This is a genomic window from Fodinibius salicampi (assembly GCF_039545095.1).
In the GTDB taxonomy this organism is placed as follows: domain Bacteria; phylum Bacteroidota; class Rhodothermia; order Balneolales; family Balneolaceae; genus Fodinibius; species Fodinibius salicampi.
In genome coordinates, this window is sequence record NZ_BAABRS010000006.1 from 65,012 (window position 1) to 82,849 (window position 17,838).

Annotated in this window: 14 protein-coding genes; 8 read left to right on the forward strand and 6 right to left on the reverse strand. The window is 40.8% G+C overall.

Going from position 1 to position 17,838, the window contains the following annotated elements:
* Positions 1-102: 102 nt before the first annotated feature.
* From ABEB05_RS16575 to ABEB05_RS16580, 3 genes are all read left to right on the forward strand, one after another.
* Positions 103-1,170, forward strand: a complete 1,068-nt coding sequence (locus ABEB05_RS16575; RefSeq protein ID WP_265791819.1) for a hemolysin family protein — start codon at positions 103-105, stop codon at positions 1,168-1,170.
* Positions 1,171-1,426: 256 nt separating this feature from the next.
* The gene (locus ABEB05_RS17155) at positions 1,427-1,714 is read left to right on the forward strand and encodes a hypothetical protein (RefSeq protein ID WP_425558426.1); all 288 of its coding nucleotides are present in this window, start codon (positions 1,427-1,429) and stop codon (positions 1,712-1,714) included.
* A complete protein-coding gene (locus ABEB05_RS16580; protein WP_345694318.1) occupies positions 1,603-1,845 on the forward strand; it encodes a D-alanyl-D-alanine carboxypeptidase in 243 nt (80 codons plus the stop codon). The genes ABEB05_RS17155 and ABEB05_RS16580 overlap by 112 nt, the downstream gene beginning before the upstream one ends.
* A gap of 12 nt (positions 1,846-1,857) precedes the next feature.
* On the opposite strand, the gene ABEB05_RS16585 is transcribed toward ABEB05_RS16580, so the two are convergent.
* The gene (locus ABEB05_RS16585) at positions 1,858-2,895 is read right to left on the reverse strand and encodes a S1 family peptidase (RefSeq protein WP_265791818.1); all 1,038 of its coding nucleotides are present in this window, start codon (positions 2,893-2,895) and stop codon (positions 1,858-1,860) included.
* A 179-nt stretch (positions 2,896-3,074) separates the two neighbouring features.
* Here ABEB05_RS16585 and ABEB05_RS16590 point away from each other — a divergent pair, with 179 nt between their 5' ends.
* Both ABEB05_RS16590 and ABEB05_RS16595 read left to right on the forward strand, forming a co-directional pair.
* On the forward strand, positions 3,075-5,234 hold the full coding sequence (locus ABEB05_RS16590) for a cation:proton antiporter domain-containing protein (RefSeq protein ID WP_265791817.1): 2,160 nt from the start codon (positions 3,075-3,077) through the stop codon (positions 5,232-5,234).
* Positions 5,235-5,294: 60 nt separating this feature from the next.
* Complete coding sequence (locus ABEB05_RS16595; RefSeq protein ID WP_265791816.1) at positions 5,295-5,669, forward strand: VOC family protein; 375 nt, start codon at positions 5,295-5,297, stop codon at positions 5,667-5,669.
* 199 nt (positions 5,670-5,868) lie between these two features.
* Here the strand turns inward: ABEB05_RS16595 and ABEB05_RS16600 are convergent, their stop codons facing one another.
* Positions 5,869-7,728 carry a cation:proton antiporter gene (locus tag ABEB05_RS16600; RefSeq protein WP_265791815.1) on the reverse strand — a complete coding sequence of 620 codons (1,860 nt, stop codon included), beginning with the start codon at positions 7,726-7,728 and terminating at the stop codon, positions 5,869-5,871.
* A gap of 314 nt (positions 7,729-8,042) precedes the next feature.
* On the opposite strand from ABEB05_RS16600, the gene ABEB05_RS16605 reads away from it, so the two are divergent.
* The 3 genes from ABEB05_RS16605 (at position 8,043) to ABEB05_RS16615 (ending at position 12,738) form a co-directional block, all read left to right on the forward strand.
* A complete protein-coding gene (locus ABEB05_RS16605) occupies positions 8,043-8,273 on the forward strand; it encodes a hypothetical protein (RefSeq protein WP_265791813.1) in 231 nt (76 codons plus the stop codon).
* Positions 8,274-8,386: 113 nt separating this feature from the next.
* Positions 8,387-10,513 (forward strand): amino acid permease, encoded by a 2,127-nt coding sequence (locus ABEB05_RS16610; protein ID WP_265791812.1) that lies wholly within the window; start codon positions 8,387-8,389, stop codon positions 10,511-10,513.
* Between the two features lie 98 nt (positions 10,514-10,611).
* Entirely contained in the window at positions 10,612-12,738 is a 2,127-nt protein-coding gene (locus tag ABEB05_RS16615; protein ID WP_265791810.1) for an amino acid permease, read from the forward strand.
* A gap of 38 nt (positions 12,739-12,776) precedes the next feature.
* Here ABEB05_RS16615 and ABEB05_RS16620 read toward each other — a convergent pair whose 3' ends face one another.
* From ABEB05_RS16620 to ABEB05_RS16635, 4 genes are all read right to left on the reverse strand, one after another.
* Positions 12,777-13,820: a hypothetical protein gene (locus tag ABEB05_RS16620; protein WP_265791808.1), complete on the reverse strand. Its 1,044-nt coding sequence runs from the start codon at positions 13,818-13,820 to the stop codon at positions 12,777-12,779.
* A gap of 19 nt (positions 13,821-13,839) precedes the next feature.
* Positions 13,840-15,099 carry a histidine--tRNA ligase gene (hisS, locus tag ABEB05_RS16625; RefSeq protein WP_265791806.1) on the reverse strand — a complete coding sequence of 420 codons (1,260 nt, stop codon included), beginning with the start codon at positions 15,097-15,099 and terminating at the stop codon, positions 13,840-13,842.
* Positions 15,100-15,258: 159 nt separating this feature from the next.
* Positions 15,259-16,245, reverse strand: coding sequence for an NAD(P)H-quinone oxidoreductase (locus ABEB05_RS16630; protein WP_265791804.1), 987 nt, complete (start codon positions 16,243-16,245; stop codon positions 15,259-15,261).
* A gap of 70 nt (positions 16,246-16,315) precedes the next feature.
* Complete coding sequence (locus ABEB05_RS16635; RefSeq protein ID WP_265791802.1) at positions 16,316-17,806, reverse strand: lipopolysaccharide biosynthesis protein; 1,491 nt, start codon at positions 17,804-17,806, stop codon at positions 16,316-16,318.
* Positions 17,807-17,838: the final 32 nt, after the last annotated feature.

The following is a 17,838-nucleotide window of genomic DNA, read 5'->3' on the forward strand; positions in this document are numbered from 1 at the left end:
TTGAAGGTCTAATATAACCAACACAGCGGTAGGCCTAAATCTGTTTTTAAATTTTTATACCTTCTTCTTTTTATAAAGATACTTATGTCCTATTTTTGATCTATGGGTTTATTGATTTTTTATTTGTTACTTGCTATTGGCGTTTCTTTTCTTTGTTCAATGTTAGAAGCAGTCTTACTCTCGGTAAGTCATTCTTATATTGCCATAATGGAGCGCAAGGGGAGTAAGACCGGCAAATTGCTTCGCAGTTATAAGGAGGATATTGACCGTCCGCTATCTGCTATTTTAAGTTTAAATACGATAGCGCACACAGTAGGTGCTGCAGGTGTAGGTGCACAGGCACAGGTTATTTTTGGTGAAAGCTATGTAGCCATAACGTCAGCCGTTCTTACCTTACTTATTTTAGTATTGTCCGAAATTATACCAAAAACTATTGGAGCAACCTACTGGAGGGAATTGGCAAAATTTACGGCCAAGACGCTGCACGGGTTGATGTTTCTGCTATATCCCTTTGTGGTAATGTCGCAGGCTATTACCCGGTTGCTTTCCAATGAAGATGAAGTACCGAGCTTTAGTCGCGAAGAGTTTGGGGCTTTAGCCGATCTGGGGGTAGAAGAAGGGATTTTTGAGGAAGAAGAATCCCGAATTTTTAAAAATTTGATTCGATTTAGTTCCCTTCGGGTTAAAGATATCATGACTCCCCGCACGGTGGTTGTTGGATTTAACCAAACCCTTACGGTTGGGGAAATCAGTGATAATGTAGAGCAGCTGCATTTTTCGCGATTACCGGTATATGGAGAGGCGCGGGATGAAGTAACAGGATATGTTTTAAAAAATGATTTGTTATTGATGATGGCCCGTGGAGAGACGGAAACAAAACTAAAAGAGTTTAAGCGTGATATCCTTATTGTGCCTGAGATGACTCCACTGCAGGATTTCTTTGAACGGTTGATGAAAAAACAGGAACATATTGCAATGGTGGTCGATGAATACGGCGGATTTGCGGGAGTCGTAAGCATGGAAGATCTTGTTGAAACCCTCCTTGGTATGGAAATTATAGATGAAGTAGACACTATCGAAGATATGCAGAAAATGGCCCGTAAAAAATGGATGGAACGAGCTCAGCGCCTTGGGATTGTATCAGAAGATGCTGAAGAGGAAATAGAGTAGCAGGCGATAAGCGCACAAAGCTCAAGTTCGGATACTATTGCTTTGCGGAACGTTGGGCACCAGCAATTAATACTTCCCAATTACAGTTCTGTCGAATATAAGTTCGGGAAAAGCTGATTCCCGTTCTGTCCGAAAAAAACATCCAAGGTGACACGATTAACGTTCATCAAGGTGAGTTAGCTGGAGTTCAGCAGGTGGCAAAAGGTTTAAAAAAGGTAAGGAGGTAATTACGTTAGTTTTTAAGGCTGCAATAGGGATTGAAAAATCTTATGACAGCATCCGGATAACGGGTACACCGGAATTTACTTCTACGATCCCCGGTGGTATAAATGGCGATATCGCTACTTCTGCCATTATGGTGAATGCTATACGTGCGGTTCAAAAGGCAGAGGCAGGGCTAAAAACAATGCTTGATATACCTGCTCAGACCTGCTGCCAGCCGGTGGAGAAAGGGGAACGATTCGGAATTGGTATGAAGCACCAGAAGGGGAAGATCCTTATGTCTTTGCCAAAACAGGTACGCTTAGCAATAATCATGCATTAAGTGGCTATATAATAACCAGAAGCGGTAAGAAATTATATTTTTCTTTTATGAATAACCACTATGTAACTTCCTCCTCAGTTGTAAAGCGGGAAATGGAGAAGGTGTTAAGGTATATCCATATGACTTATTAAGTTATAGGACCATTATGGATAATTAAAGTTATTACGACGGATTACATCCTTGTTACTGTCAATAAAGTTTCGGATCTCATTGATGGGAATGGCATGGGTTATCCCATAAGAGATCCTTCGTTTCTCTTCAATAAAAATCGAGCCGTTATAGGGTTCAATAAGATTGTCCGAATATTCGTCATCGGGATTAGGAATTAAGTAAGGCTCTCGCGTAGCTGCTGCTGAGCGGGCCATACCGACCCATTCAAAGCTATTGAACTGATCGTTGCTTGCAAGTACAAGCCCACCGCTGATGCCGGGATTAAAAAGCGCATCACTGACAAAAAAACGTTGGCGAGATTGGCCCCTTGTCGAACTGGCGATTCCTCGGGTTATTATGGGATATCCCTTTGGGAAACCTAAGATATATAAAAAAGACCCTAACTGGATTTTTTCTGAATGGCCCATTGAAAACGACAGTTCCTGATGATTATCCTGGATATCAGCCTTTAAATTGGCAGAAAGAAGAGCGAGGTCCGAAAGTGCATCCCGTGCAATGATTTCAAAAATACCCAATTCTTCTGGTGTGAAAATGAGGTTATTTTGTCTTCTTTTGATACTGATGGTTTCAATAAATGTGTTCGCGGATATTTGTTCTCCTTCATAATAAGTGATAAGGGTATCCGCTGATGTAACCGTGTGTGCTGTAGTAATAAGCAATGCTTTATCACGATTATTTACATCTAGTAGGATGGAGGTCCCTGCTGAACTTTCTTCAGTGGAATGACTATGGGAGGCTATGTCTTCCAGTCTGTTGGTATTAACGTCTGGAAGAGTAACACTCGGTTTGTTAAACGAGTAGGTGTCATAGAAAGAGGTGGATATTATTCGAATAATTGCTTCTTCTGCTCTTTGCAGGGATTCAGAAAGATTTTGACTGGGAAAGGCAGTTGTATAGAATTCAGATTCTTCGACTGCTTTTGGTTGGTCTATAGTTTGCTCTGAACTGCGACATGCTCCGATCCCTATTAGAATGAGAAAACCGAAAAAAAGCTTTGGAAATAGCTTCATTATTGTGAGATGTGGTTTTTAAAATCTATTGAATCCATTGACTTCCCATAAAATAACGTAACAGCTCATATCTTCCTCTTACATAGTTTAACAGAAAAAATGCTAAAAATGGAATGTTAAAATTAAAAATAGTATTCTCTTTATCTCTAAAATCTCTCTAACTTAAAATTCGTTTCATAGTGGATATTTTTTCTGCTGCGCCGCATCATGATGTATTGATGTTCGTTATACAGGTTGGAATTCTTTTATTGGCAGCCCGAACATTAGGAGAAGTTGCACAACGTTTGGGACAACCTTCCGTAGTTGGGGAAATTTTAGCCGGTATTATATTAGGGCCCTCCTTGTTAAGTAGCCTCTTTCCTGAATTTGGGAATTTAATGATTCCGCAAAATGAAGTGCAGGGATATCTGCTGGAGACGGTCAGTCTGTTAGGGGCGATGTTTTTAATGCTTATAACAGGACTTGAAACCGATATTAAGCTCATTAAACGTCATGCACGTACCGCAATTGGTGTCTCATTCGGGGGTATTACTATTACCTTTGCAACAGGTTTTCTGCTTGGGCAATATCTCCCGGATTTTTTAGTAGCAGATCCCGAAAACCGTCTCATTTTTGAGTTATTTGTAGCAGTATCGATGTCGATTTCTGCTATACCCGTAATTGCCAAAGTACTGATGGATTTGAACCTCATGCGCAGAGATATCGGTCAGACTATCATTGCGGCGGGTATGAGTGATGATACTACAGGATGGATTTTATTATCTATCGTAGCAGGACTGGCGAGCGGTGAGGCCGTAACTGCGGGAACCGTGCTGCAAATTATAGGTAGTGTCGTGGCATTTATGCTTCTGAGTTTTACACTGGGACGTTGGCTCGTGCGTAAGTTGTTAATTTTTGTTCAGGATGAAGTAGAAAGTACAGACCGGCTGTTAACACTGGTTGTTATCATGATGTTTATTTGGGGGGCTATTACACAGGCGTTGAATCTGGAAGCAGTACTGGGTGCTTTTGTGATGGGTATCTTGTTTGGGATGATGCCTCGGCTGCCGGAAAGTGTTATCCATAATCTTGAGAGTGTAGCTCTTGCAATTTTTGCCCCCGTCTTTTTTGCTGTAGCGGGATTAAAGGTAAATATGCTCAATCTGTTTGAGCCTACGCTTTTTTTGATTACCCTGTTGGTCATTGCAGTAGCAACACTGGGGAAAGTGGCAGGTACCTATTTGGGGGCACGCGTTATTGGTGGTAAAGATCACTGGTCCTCTCTTAGTTTTGGCGCGGGACTCAATGCTCGCGGGGCTATGGAGATTATTATTGCTACCATCGGTTTGAACCTGGGAATACTCGCCCAGGATATGTTTTCTATTATCGTAGTGATGGCCATGGCTACATCCCTGATGGCGCCGTCGGCACTTCGCTGGGTACTTAAGCGAGTGGAAATAGGGGCCGAGGAAGAGGAGCGCTTAAAAAAAGAAGAGATGGAAGCAGAAAGTCTCATCGCGGGTGTCCATCGGATACTGTTGCCCGTACGATTTCGGTCAGATGATTTGGATGAACTTACCATACAATCTGTGGAAGCGGAAATACTGGAATTGTTAGGACGGGAATCTGAATTGTCGCTTACGCTATTTACCGTTGCAAGAGATGATAATGAAGAACAGTGTGAGGAATATTTAGAAAAACTTTCTGGATATTTTAACCAGGATGAGATCGTTACAAAAGTCGTTGAAGAACAGAATATCGGGGATGCTATTTTAGATGAAGCGAAGAAAGATTATGAGCTGATCGTGCTGGGAGCCACGGAACGTCAAACTAATTTATCCCATTTATTTAGTCCTCTTATTGATTATTTGACGAGAGTAGCTCCCTGTCCAACACTGATTGTACAAGGGCGAAAAATTGATGATCAATGGAGTCCCGAACGAATATTGGTTCCCACTAATGGATCGGAAGCGGCGAAAAATGCAGTAGATCTGGGACTTTTTATTGCTAAGTCAGATTCCCGCCATGAAGTTTCTATTTTGAATGTTGTGATAGATAATTATGCAGATACTCCTTATCACGTACGGGAATTTAAAAAGGATAACGAGATTAAAATTGCAAATAATATCCTGGGTGATCTGCAGCAAATGGGAGAAGCAATGGGAGTGAAAACACAAACCGTAGTTGAACGTGGGGAAAGTCCCGAACAGGCCATTTATGATTTTTCCGTTGACAACGAAATTGACTTGGTCATCTTGGGTACAAATGTTCGTCCGGGTTCACATCGACTTTATTTAGGTCACAGGGTTGAAACAATTCTTGAACAAAGTCCCTGTCCGGTACTTATATTGAATACGTAATAATCATATCATGTTAGGCAAATTAGAAATCATGTTTTGAAACCAAAAATGATAATACCAATGCTGGTTTGCAGTAATGCCTCCGACGAAATCAAATTTTGCCAACGTGTATTTGGTGCTGTCGAGCTGTCGCGGCGTAAAGCAAAAGATGGCAGTGTTATACATGCAACACTTAAAATTAATGAGTCGCTAATCATGATTCACAATGAATCTTCACATTTGGCAAGTCGCGCCCCACAACCAGACGGTAGTTCATCAGTAGTCATATATTTGTACGGCGAGGAAGAAGTAGATATAGTCATTGAGCGAGCGGTAGCTGAAGGAGCACGGGTTTTATTGCCGCCAGAAGACCAAGCTTGGGGCGATCGAGTTGGACGAATTGTTGACCTTTCGGGCCATGTGTGGAATATTGCAACTCGTATTCTTAAAGAATGAATCTAACAAACCTAATAAATTTGTTTAAACCGCCTTTCAAGTAGACATATTTCGCCCTTTCTTGCTCACTTTTATTTCTTGAAGTTAAATAATAAAAAACTGAATTAACCTTGGTTCGTCCGCCGGTTATACGTGAGGTCGTGATTTTTTTTCTTGAAATATGAGAAAGTGTAACGGTCTTATTTAGATTGAGATGAGGCTAAGAAGGATTTACATCTTGACCTTTTTCCGGGGTGGAGGAGGTATCTCGGAGCTTATCTTTGATTTCTTGATCTATTGAAACATAAAATACTTTATCCTCATTGGTAAGCATCGGCGGATTATTAACCGTATATGGATGAATTTCATTATTGGAAGTGATGACAAAAAGCGGAATATGTTCTTGTCCGATAGTCTCTTTGAATTCGGTGGAGGCGGAATCATCGGTTATTTTTTGAACAGACAGCGGTTTTCTCTGGTCGATAATATTTGAAATTTCTTCAAAATTGAGTTGTTCATGGAAGAGTATTCTACCGCTTAGATGGCTGCTAACATCTTTGTTTCCCTTTTCTCCCCGAATATTGGGAGGGAGTTGAAAAACATAAGATCTTCCGAAAATTTCACCAAATCGGAGAGCTGCCAGTGAATTGACTTCATCGTTCGGGGTAAGGGCAAGTAATCTACCCACTCCATCCAAGTCAATTTTTTCCAGCGCATACTCGGACAGTATGTTACCATGGTACGTTCCTATATTTTTGGTTTTTGCTTTGGCAATATTCTTCCAGTTTGAATCTGCCACTAATACTTTGAATCCTTCATTTTTAATTGCTTCAGCAATTTTTAAAGACCAGTCGTAGGCCCCTAAGATCAGAATGCCGTTTGGAACGGGTTTCGCAACCCCCAACTTACGCGCTACCCAAGAAGCGGGTAACCCATATATTGTCACAGTACTTATAATGACAAGAAATACAATCGGAACAAGCTGATCAGCTTGTTCAAAGCCATTTTGAGTCAGACTAATAGCAAAAATGGATGAAATGGATGCCGCTACAACCCCACGGGGAGCCATCCAGCACAAGAAAAGTTTTTCACGCCAATTGATATCTGAAAAGATCGTTGAAATATATACCGCCAGGGGGCGTGCTATAAAGATAAGAATGGCGAGAAATCCGACAAGATTCCAGTTTAAATTGGCAAGAAGACCTTCGAGCTCAACTCGAGCTGCCAATAAAATAAAGAGGGACGATAATAATAATACCCGCAAGTTCTCCTTAAACTCAGTAATATGATTAATGCGGGCTGATTTCTGATTGGCAAGTGCAATGCCCATAAGTGTGGTAGCCCATAAGCCAGATTCGTGCTGGAGCATGTTGGAGGCGGTAAAAACGGTTACTACTACCATTAAGCTAATGGGGTTTTGCAGGTAATCAGGTAAGAGGTGCCGTTTTAGTAGAAAGTAAATTAGCGCAGCTCCGGCCAATCCTACGAGGGTACCGAAGAATATAGTTTTAACAATACTCATTACTGCCAAAGTGGTAGCCGCAGAGACGCTGGTGCTTAAAATAACTTCAAAGACGAGTACGGCCAACATAGCTCCAATAGGATCGATGACAATACCTTCCCATTTTAAAATGGATCCCACTTGCCCGGAGGGGCGTACTTGTCGCAGAAGAGGAATAATTACCGTAGGACCGGTAACGACCAGTATCGCTCCCAAAAGAATGGATAGCTCCCATCCGAAAGGAAATAAGTAATGGGCTGACAAGGAAATAATGGCCCAGGTAAATAAGACGCCTATACTGACCAGGTTTCCTATAATCCCGCCAATATTTTTTAACTCAGAAAAGCTTAGGCTCAATCCACCTTCAAAGAGAATAATTGCAACGGAAACAGAAATAAAAGGAGCTAAGAGGTCTCCCATCAAAACATCTGGTTGAAGTAACCCAAAGACTGGACCTGCCATTATACCAGAAATAAGCAGCAACAGGATAGCTGGTAATTTAAACTTCCATGCAACCCATTGAGCACCAATCCCGAAAAGAAGAATGCTGGTAATACCTATTAGTAAATGTCCTTCCATAAAATAAGATAAATCAAGCCACCCGGCTGTTATAGAATAGAAAGGTGAAAAGTTAATTCATTATATCGAGGGTATAAAAATCAGCAAATGTAATATTATAACCAAAGTTTTTTATGTAATTTTCTGACAATGGTTTAATGCTTGTTACCAACAAGGAAAGAAAGGCTCTTTTCCTTATTGGTAAAAAAAGTACTTAAATTTAAGTTGACAGCATAAAGAGTTTGTGAAAGTAGAAACGCAGTACCAATAAAATTAGTTGTACAGTTTCATGCTATGCTTCATAAGACCTTTATTTTTATATATTTTTCTAATGTATGGACAAACCGTTTAAAAAGTTTTTTTTAACTGAATTCCTCTGGTTGATGGGACTTGTTTTGATTGCAGCGATAGTGGAATATGTTATAATTGTAGTATTTGATCTTCATCCTATATTAAGCGTAAAAATACAAGGTCTTATAGGTCTAACCATTATTGCCTATGGAATCAGAATGGTTGCTCGGATGACGGGTGGTGAAGAAGAATCCCCTGAGGAGAGTAAGCAATAATAGTAAATAGACGGTTTGCACCGAGAGTGAATAATAACTACCAAAGTCCTTTTGAGATAGCTGTTTTCTTAATGCATTTCTATACAGTTTAATTAAATTAAAACTATTTTCTAATGGTTGAGGAGGCTAAAAAACTTAAAAAAAAATTAGGTGCATTTGATGTTTTTGCCATTGCGACAGGAGCTATGTTTAGCTCTGGCCTTTTTTTATTGCCCGGTCTTGCAGCAGGAGAAACGGGTCCTTCTGTCTTCTTAGCTTATTTAGTATCAGGATTATTCGTATTGCCTACTATGCTGAGCAAAGCAGAATTAGCAACTGCTTTTCCGCGAGCAGGTGGAACATACTATATAATTGACCGAACGCTTGGTCCCCTCATGGGGAGCATTGGTGGATTTGGATCTTGGTTATCCCTGGTATTTAAGAGCGCCTTTGCATTGATCGGGATGGGAGCATATATATCCATATTTTTTGAAGTCCCTATTACACCAGTAGCCATTATTCTGACATTAGCATTTGGGGCACTGAATATTTTTGGAGCTAAAGAGACAAGTAAAATCCAAAATATTTTAGTTGTAACGTTAATCTCCATTATGGCCTTTTATCTTGTCCAGGGATTTTCATATCTGTTTTCTCTTGATTTTTTGGATATACACCGCAAGCAATTTACTCCATTTTTTACGAATGGCATTCAGGGATTTTTTGCTACGGTCGGAATGGTTTTTGTCTCTTACGCGGGACTTACAAAAGTTGTGAGCGTCGCTGAAGAGGTGAAGAACCCTGATCGTAATATTCCACGCGGAATGTTTCTATCTATATTTACAGCTATTACGGTTTATGTGGCGGGGGTATATATTATGACAGCTGTTCTTGAACCTGCTGCATTTAGAGAAGATCTAACACCCGTAGCAACGGCTGGAGAGATTTTCCTAAGTTGGTTGCCTGGTGATATTGGGCTTATTTTAGTTGTTATTGCAGCTATCGCTGCTTTTGCTTCAACGGGGAATGCAGGTATTATGTCTGCATCTAGATTTCCATTGGCAATGGCGCGAGACAAATTAGTTCATCCTAAACTTTCCAAAATAGGCAAATTTGACACCCCTTCAATATCAATAATAGCCACTACCGGGATGATGGTGTTTCTATTATTGGTCTTTAATGTTAAAGAAGTAGCTAAACTGGCAAGTGCATTTAAGTTGCTCTTATTTGGGCTGTTGAACTTAGCAGTCATTGTAATGCGTGAAAGCAAGATCAAAGAATATGACCCCGGATATATAGCCCCATTCTATCCTTGGATGCAGATGGCTGGTATATTGATATCAGGACTGTTAATCCTTGAGATGGGAATATTATCAATTATGTTTACCGTTGCAATCATGCTTTTATCGGTTGCCTGGTATTATTATTACGCATATAACCAGATTGATCGACAGGGAGCTATCTATCATGTTCATGAGCGGTTGGGGCAGTTTAAGGACCGCGGGTTGGAGCGTGAAATGCGTCGTATTATGCAGGAAAAGGGGTTGCGCGAGGAAGATCCGTACGAGTTGGTTGTTAGTAAGGCAGCGGTGTTAGATGTTGAGCAGCCTAATATTACCTACGAAAATATTGTAAAAAAGGCCTGTAGCAATTTGGCAACAAAAGTTAATGTTGAAGCAGAAGAGTTGTTCCAGGAATTTGATAAAATGAGTGGTTTTGGGGTTATACCTATTGGGGAAGGAGCAGCATTGAATCACTCAAGACTAGATATAAAAACTGAACCTGAATTATTTATTATTAGGGTAAAAGATGGTTTATCAGTAGAGAGTAAACATTTTAAGTCATTAGACAACGATAAGGAACAGGTCGAAAATAAATTGTATGCAATTTTCTTTTTGATAAGTTCTGAAAAAAATGCCACTCAACATTTGCGTTTTCTGGCACACATAGCTGATATGATTGATCAGGACGACTTTTTACAGCGTTGGATAAAGGCAGAAAATGAAAGTGAAATACGAGAGATTTTGCTGCGGAATGAACGATTTATCAATCTGAAAATTCGTTCTGATAAAGAAACGGGCAGGATGATTGGAAAGAAGATCCATGAAATTGATTTGCCGGGAGAAAGTCTTATCGCAATACTTAAGCATGAGGATCAGATCAATATACCACATGGCAATACTATTATCCGGGATGGCGATGAGCTCTCAATTATTGGTGAAGCTGAAGATATCGAAAGAATTAAAGAGCTTAAAAAGAATTAATCATATATTGTGCTGTCACTGATGGGACTTTATGTTTCTCTTTCATACGTATCTATTTAGAAATAATTTTAAAAATATATTTATAGTTTTTTTAGAATATGGAGCATGAAACGTTACAAAAACAATTAGGACTCTGGGATGTTTTTGCGATTAGTACCGGTGCAATGTTCAGTTCAGGGTTTTTCCTGCTACCAGGCCTGGCTGCTGCTGAAACAGGTCCATCCGTATTTTTGGCTTACTTTTTTGCGGGGATATTAGTCCTGCCCACTATGTTTAGTGTATCCGAACTTTGTACCGCAATGCCTCGTGCGGGTGGAACATACTATTTTATAGATCGCAGTCTTGGCCCCTTAATGGGAACGATAGGTGGATTTGGTTCATGGCTGGCACTGATTTTAAAAAGTGCTTTTGCATTAATTGGAATGGGAGCGTACATAGGTATATTTATTGAGGTCCCAATAACATTAGTTGCTATTGTCCTCACTGTCTTTTTTGGGATAATCAATATTGTTGGTGCTAAAGAATCTAGCTTCATACAGAAAGTTTTGGTAGCAGCTCTGTTGGGTATCATGTTTTTTTATATACTTCAGGGGGTTCTTCACTTCTTTTCTGTAGATTTCTTTGAACTAACTCGACAACAATTTACTCCTTTTTATACCCACGGAATAAATGGGGTTTTATCAACTGTCGGAATGGTTTTTGTCTCCTATGCAGGGCTTACCAAAGTAGCTAGTATTGCCGAGGAGGTGGAAAACCCCGATAAGAATATTCCTCTTGGGATGATAATGTCGTTGATCGTGGCGGTGTTTGTTTATGTAGTTGGAGTTTATCTTATGGTAGCACTACTTGATCCAGCTGCTCTCCGCTCAGATTTGACGCCGGTGGCAACGGCTGGTGAGGTGTTTTTAGATTGGCTGCCTGAACCAACGGGACTTATACTTATTGTGGTAGCCGCTATCGCTGCCTTTGCATCTACAGGAAATGCAGGTATTATGTCCGCTTCCCGTTACCCTATGGCAATGGCCCGTGATCGATTGTTAAATAGTCGTTTTTCAGAAGTAAGTTCTCGTTTTGGGACACCAAAGATATCAATTTTGGTTACTATGCTTTTGATGATATTTATTCTTCTAGTATTTAATGTGAAAGCCGTTGCTAAATTGGCCAGTGCTTTTCAGTTACTGCTTTTCGGGTTACTCAATCTTGCCGTTATAGTAATGCGGGAAAGCAAGATTGAAGAGTATGACCCGGGATTTAAATCCCCCCTGTATCCATGGATGCATATTGCCGGAATGATTATTTCGGTCTTTTTGATCTTGGAAATGGGTTTTCTTTCTATTCTATTTACAGCGCTTATTGCGGTATTTAGTGTAGGATGGTATTATTATTACGGTTATGGCAATATTGAAAGGGAAGGGGCTATTTTTCACGTTCATGCACGACTGGGTAAACGTAGATACCGGGGACTCGAATACGAAATGCGAGGTATTCTTCGAGAAAAAGGCCTTCGGGATCATGATCCGTATGAAAAAGTTATAGCTCGTTCTATAGTGATTGATGAAAAGGATCCGGATATTAGCTATAAGACGTTGATGGGAAAGGCATCAGAGAAGCTTGCACCTCGATTTCATATGGAGTCTGATGATCTGTTTGAGTTGTTTTGTGAGGCCCAGAGTTCGGGAACGATTCCTATTGGCCGAGGTATTGCCCTTAACCATATACGGGTAGATCGAGACCGTCCTTCAGAGATTGTCTTGGTAAGAATTCCTGAAAGTATATCTATCGAATCTGAGGGCTATGAGCCTCTGAATAAAAATAAGCAAAGTTCAGTAGAGGAGCTGAGAGCTATTATCTTTTTAGTAAGTTCGATTGAGAGATCAGGACAACATCTTCGAATTTTAGCTCATATTGCAGAGATGGTTGATAATCCTAAGTTCATGTCTCGTTGGAAAGCTGCTGAGAATGAAGGCGGACTTCGTGAAATTATGCTTCGCGATGAACGATTTATAAATATCTTAGTTTCATCTCACAACAAAACTCAAGAGTTGATAGGTAAAAAAATTAAGGATATTTCTCTTCCGGGTGAAAGTCTTATCGCTATCTTAAAACGTAATGACGAAATTAAAATTCCCCATGGTTATACGGTCGTGGAAGAGAATGATGAGCTATCTATTATCGGTGAAGTGGATGATATCGAACGGATTAAAAGCTGGGTAGAAACTGACTAAGCGAGTTAAGGACACTTGGATTGAAGGAAGGAAATGATTTAATTTCCTGTTGAATCACCGGGGAGTGAATTGGCTTTTTTGCTAACATTAGGATCATCCATCGTACCTCGTATATCAAATACAATAGCACCATTCCTTTGGTTGAGGGAGAAGGAAAATAGTTTTTGTGCATTTTGGAGAACTCGTTCAAAAGAATCAGAAAAATTATCTATGGTTATACTAGCTTCCTCTAGTTGAGACTGGGCGAGTGACTGTTGAGGATCAAGATATCCCTTGGCAGTAACTTGAGCCAATTCTGCCTTGAGTTCGGAATGGATATATAATCGATTTGATGCAGAATCCGGCTTCGAAGTAAAGCTCGCAGATTTAAAAGGGATAGCATCGGGAGCATAGCCAAAGCCTTTGATAAAGAAGTTGTAGTTCTCCTGAAAAGATGCCAATGGCGTCCATGTCAGAGAGTCCATAGTCACTTCATGTACCCCCTGTCTCCAATAATCAACGTTGTTTGACTCGATGGATCCCTGATATTGAAAAGTATTAGCCTTTAGACCAGAAACAAGAGTATTCGGGAATTCCATTTGGAGCTTAGTTCCTTCCGCACGAAAATGCTGGGATACGGAATAAGCGGTGTCTAAAACGGCTGTTCGGATAGCATCGAGTGCCTGTCCTTCAAAAAAGAGTTGTAGCTGCTCAGCCGATACTCTATGCTGTTTTGATTGATTAAGGTATGAAGGGTTAATCAAATTGGCTTTGCCGCTATAAATATTTTCCAGAGCATATTCCGTGCCACCTGTATAAAACTTCAGGGCATCAATATATGAGAGATCTATGGTTAGCTTGTCCGCTCGTTCAATATGCTGGTTCATAACAATGGTTAGGTCACGCATGATGACCTTTCCCGAAAATGGAGTAACCTTAAGAGAGGAATATTCCACAACCGGGGCGTTAGCGGTATCGGTTTGTTGCTCAATAAGCATCTCTATCTGTTGCTCCGCCTGATTGGCAGCATAAAAGTGGTAGCCGATAATGGCTAATATTAGGACTCCAAAACCAATAAGGGAGTACAATAATTTTCGGCTCATAGCATCCTCCTCCTTTTTCTCAATTGACTAGCTGGTTTAGGATATTTTCAAAACTATAGGTTTCTTCTTCACTGGCCTTCATATCGCGGAGTACAAATTTTTCTTCATTGAGTTCATTTTCTCCAACGATAATGACATGCCGGGCGTTCTCACGGTCGGCATCTTTCATTTGGGCTTTGATAGAACGCCCGATATAGTCCATGGAAGCTGAAAGGCCTGCTTCACGCAATTTGGGTAGATGTTTAACAGCCCATTTACGAGCTTTTTCTCCAAGCGTTACAATATAGACATCAAGCATCTCTTCTTCAGCTAAAGGAATCCCCAGTTCTTCGCAGGCGATCATTAACCGTTCTATACCAGAAGCGAATCCCACTGCGGGAGTTGGTTGACCACCTACCTCTTCAATCAGCAGATCATAGCGTCCGCCACCGCCGAGGGCATCCTGGGCACCCAGATCAGGACTGATGAGCTCAAAGGCTGTACGGGTATAGTAATCAAGTCCGCGTACCAGGTGTGGATCTTCTACAAAAGGTATATCAAGTTCTTTCAATAATTCTTTGACCCGTGCATAATGATCAGCTGTGTCTTCGGTCAGGAAATCGGTAATAATTGGTGCGTCTTTGATATAAGGCTGATCTTCCTCTTCTTTAGAATCTAGTATTCGAAGAGGGTTCTTTTCAAAACGATCCTGAGAAATTTGGCTTAGCTCGGAAAGATTTGGTCGGAAGTGATCTTTAAGGGCTTTTGTATAGGCTTTACGGCTTTCCGGATCTCCGACTGAGTTTATCTTCAAGGTAGTATTGCTAATTCCAATGCGATCATAAATAGCCATCATTAACGCAATAATATCTACATCAGCAGCGGGATCGTCGGCGCCGATAATTTCAGCTCCGAACTGGTGAAACTGTCGTTGGCGCCCTTTTTGTGGTTTTTCAGCGCGGAACATCGGCCCGATGTAATATAGATTTTGAGTACCTCCACGCTGGTCCAGATGATGCTCAACAAAAGCGCGCGCAACCGGTGCTGTACATTCGGGGCGCAATACATACTGGTCATCACCGCGTTCGAAGGCAAACATCTCTTTAGAGACAATATCTGTCAGCTGCCCCACACCACGGGCAATAAGCTCCGTCTGCTCCATAATGGGTGTTCGAATCTCCTCAAAGTTAAATCTTTTTGCCTCTTCGTGAATAATACGTTCTAATGCCTGCCATTTTCCTACTTCATCGGGGAGAATATCCACCATCCCAACATGGGTACTAAACGTGGGTTGCGCCATGAATAAATTGATTCTGGATTGATATTATTTGCTCCTAAGATAAGAGTCTGCCAATAGAAATTCTTATCCAATTTTGGATGGAGGTATCAAATATTATTTATCATCCAGATGAATGCTGGATCAACAGATTAAATAATAGAAATGAATAGGTAATTGAAATTACATACCGGTCAATATAATTTTGCCAGTATTTTTGTTGTCTTGCATTCGTTGATGGGCTTCTTCTGTATTCTTCCAGTTAAAGGTTGAATCGATAAAAGGGTTTAAAACTTCTTTGTTAAATAGGGGTAGGCAATGCTCTGCAAAATCCTTTGTGAGAGATGCTTTATAATCTAAAGAGCGGGAACGTAATGTGGATCCAATTACGGTGAGTCTTTTCCGGAGGATGGGAATCAGACTTGGTTCTTCAATTTTATGGCCACCTAAAAATGACAGATAGACGACTCTTCCGTCCATGCCTAAAACTTCCATATTATTATGCCAATAGGGCTTGCCAATAAAGTCTATAATCAAATCAACCGATTCGGGACCGACATTATTTTTAATTTCTTCAGCGTAATTTTGGGTCTTGTAATTGTAGGCAAAGTCAGCTCCCAGTTTTTTAGCGGCATCCAGTTTGTATTGTTTCCCTGCGGTAGTAATTATTTGAGCATCATAGAGGTGGCGGGCCAACTGAATGGCAGAGGTTCCCACGCCACTGCCTCCCGCGTGAATCAGCACAGTCTCCTGTTTTTGGAGTTTGCCCAGCCAGTCTAAGCTTTGAAATGCTGTTAGAAATGTTTCTGGAATAGCCGCGGCTTCGTTAAAAGAGAGATTGTCGGGTATCGCCATTGCCATGTTTTCATGGAGCGTGCAGTATTGGGCATACCCGCCCCCTGCTAAGAGTCCAAAAACCCGATCTCCGGCTTCCCACTGTTCTACTTCACGTCCCGTCTTTTCAATAGTACCGGCCATTTCTAATCCCAATATATTGCTGGCACTTTCTGGCGGAGGGTAGTTTCCGGTGCGTTGCAGGAGATCGGCGCGGTTAAGAGCGGATGCTTTTATTTTAACCAGTAATTCATTCGGACCCGGCTTTGGGGTAGGTACTTCTTCAATAGCGAGAGATGAATTTTTGCCTGGGTTTTGAACTTGTATAGCTTTCATATATTGGTAGATCTATCTATCAATTATATAATTATGGTTCCTCAATTTTTGGGATCTGCAAGATAACTATTTAGCTAAAGATAAAGTTATATAAGCGCTTATATCCTTCCTTAAGCAGGTTTTCTACATCATCAGAGAGGTTAAATAATAAAATAGCTCCGGTAAAGATGAGGGTAATAACGGAAGACCGTACCACTAAGTCGATGATAAAGTTATAGAGATAAGGGATTTGGGATGCAATACCTAAACAGGCGGTTGCGATAAGGATCACAGCAAAAGCATTCCATCGGAAAGGCTGCATATCTAACTTAATCCAAACATATACGAACTTGACAAAATTATAAACAAATATTGAAATGGCAGTGGCCGTAGCTGCACCTAGCATTCCCCAAAGCTGAATAAGAAAGTAGTTGGTAGTAATGGTAAGCACGATTAGCAAGATGTTTGTATAGAGATCAAACCGATAATACTTGGAGTTCAGTATAATGCTTCCATTGATGCCGGTAGCCATATTAAAAAGTTTAGCAGCTCCTATTATGATAATAATCCATTGCGCTCCATGATATTCTTCAGGTAGTAAAAACATCAGGTTGTGCATGTTAGCCCAGATACCAACGTAGAGCAATACACCGCCAATAAGTTGATTCAGGGAAGTACGTTTGTAAAGCGAATCAACCTGGTTGAACTGTTTCTGTTTGATAAGGTCTGCTAATACAGGTGAAGCTATCTTCACAATTGAACGCTGAGGGACCGCGATAACAGACCCGACATAAAAGGCGATCGCATACACGGCCGTATCGTCGAGATTAGTCATAGCCCCGAGCATGATAATATCAATATTGCCAACCAGTAAAGTTGCGAGTCCGCCGAGCAGAGAATAGGCGCCGTAGACCCCCATCCCTTTGAGAAACTTTGATCTTTTATTGAGTATGGGGAAAGCCAGCGAGAGTTCTCCCCGACGGTAAAGGTAGGTCAGCAGATAAAAGGGTTGAATACAGTAAATGCTAACAAAGCCAATCATGAAAAGCGTGAAAGAGATCCACCCAAAATCGTAGATAACCAATAACAGAATGATAAGCACTCGCATCAGGACTTCATTCAGAAAAGAGCCGGTGACCGAATCTTGTAGAGCGCGGACATAATTATTGATGACTTCAAAAAAAAGAGTAGCAAACACCAGGGGAATTAGATAGAGGTAATAGTCGGCGAAAAGCGTGGATTGATCATTAAAATAGAAGATAAAAAGATCATCAAATAGCAGGTAAATCAGTGAGAAGAGCAGAAATCCTCCCAACGGTATTAACAAGATGAGTGAAAGGAAGCGGCTCCGAGAGCGTTTCGAATGCTGGAAATAGGGAAAAAAGCGGATAACCACATTGTTGATACCCATATGGGCAAATTGGGAGCATACCACGGAAAGAGAAATGAGCAGTCGGGTAAGTCCATACTGATCGAGCGTTATAATGCGGGGAAAGAGTAGGATTGTAGTGACAAAGCCCAACCCTATTCCCACATAGGAAATAATAGTGTTTTTTATGCTCTGTCGAATAATTACGCCCAAAGTATTGATCGAACGTTAGGGATTAAAAGTAG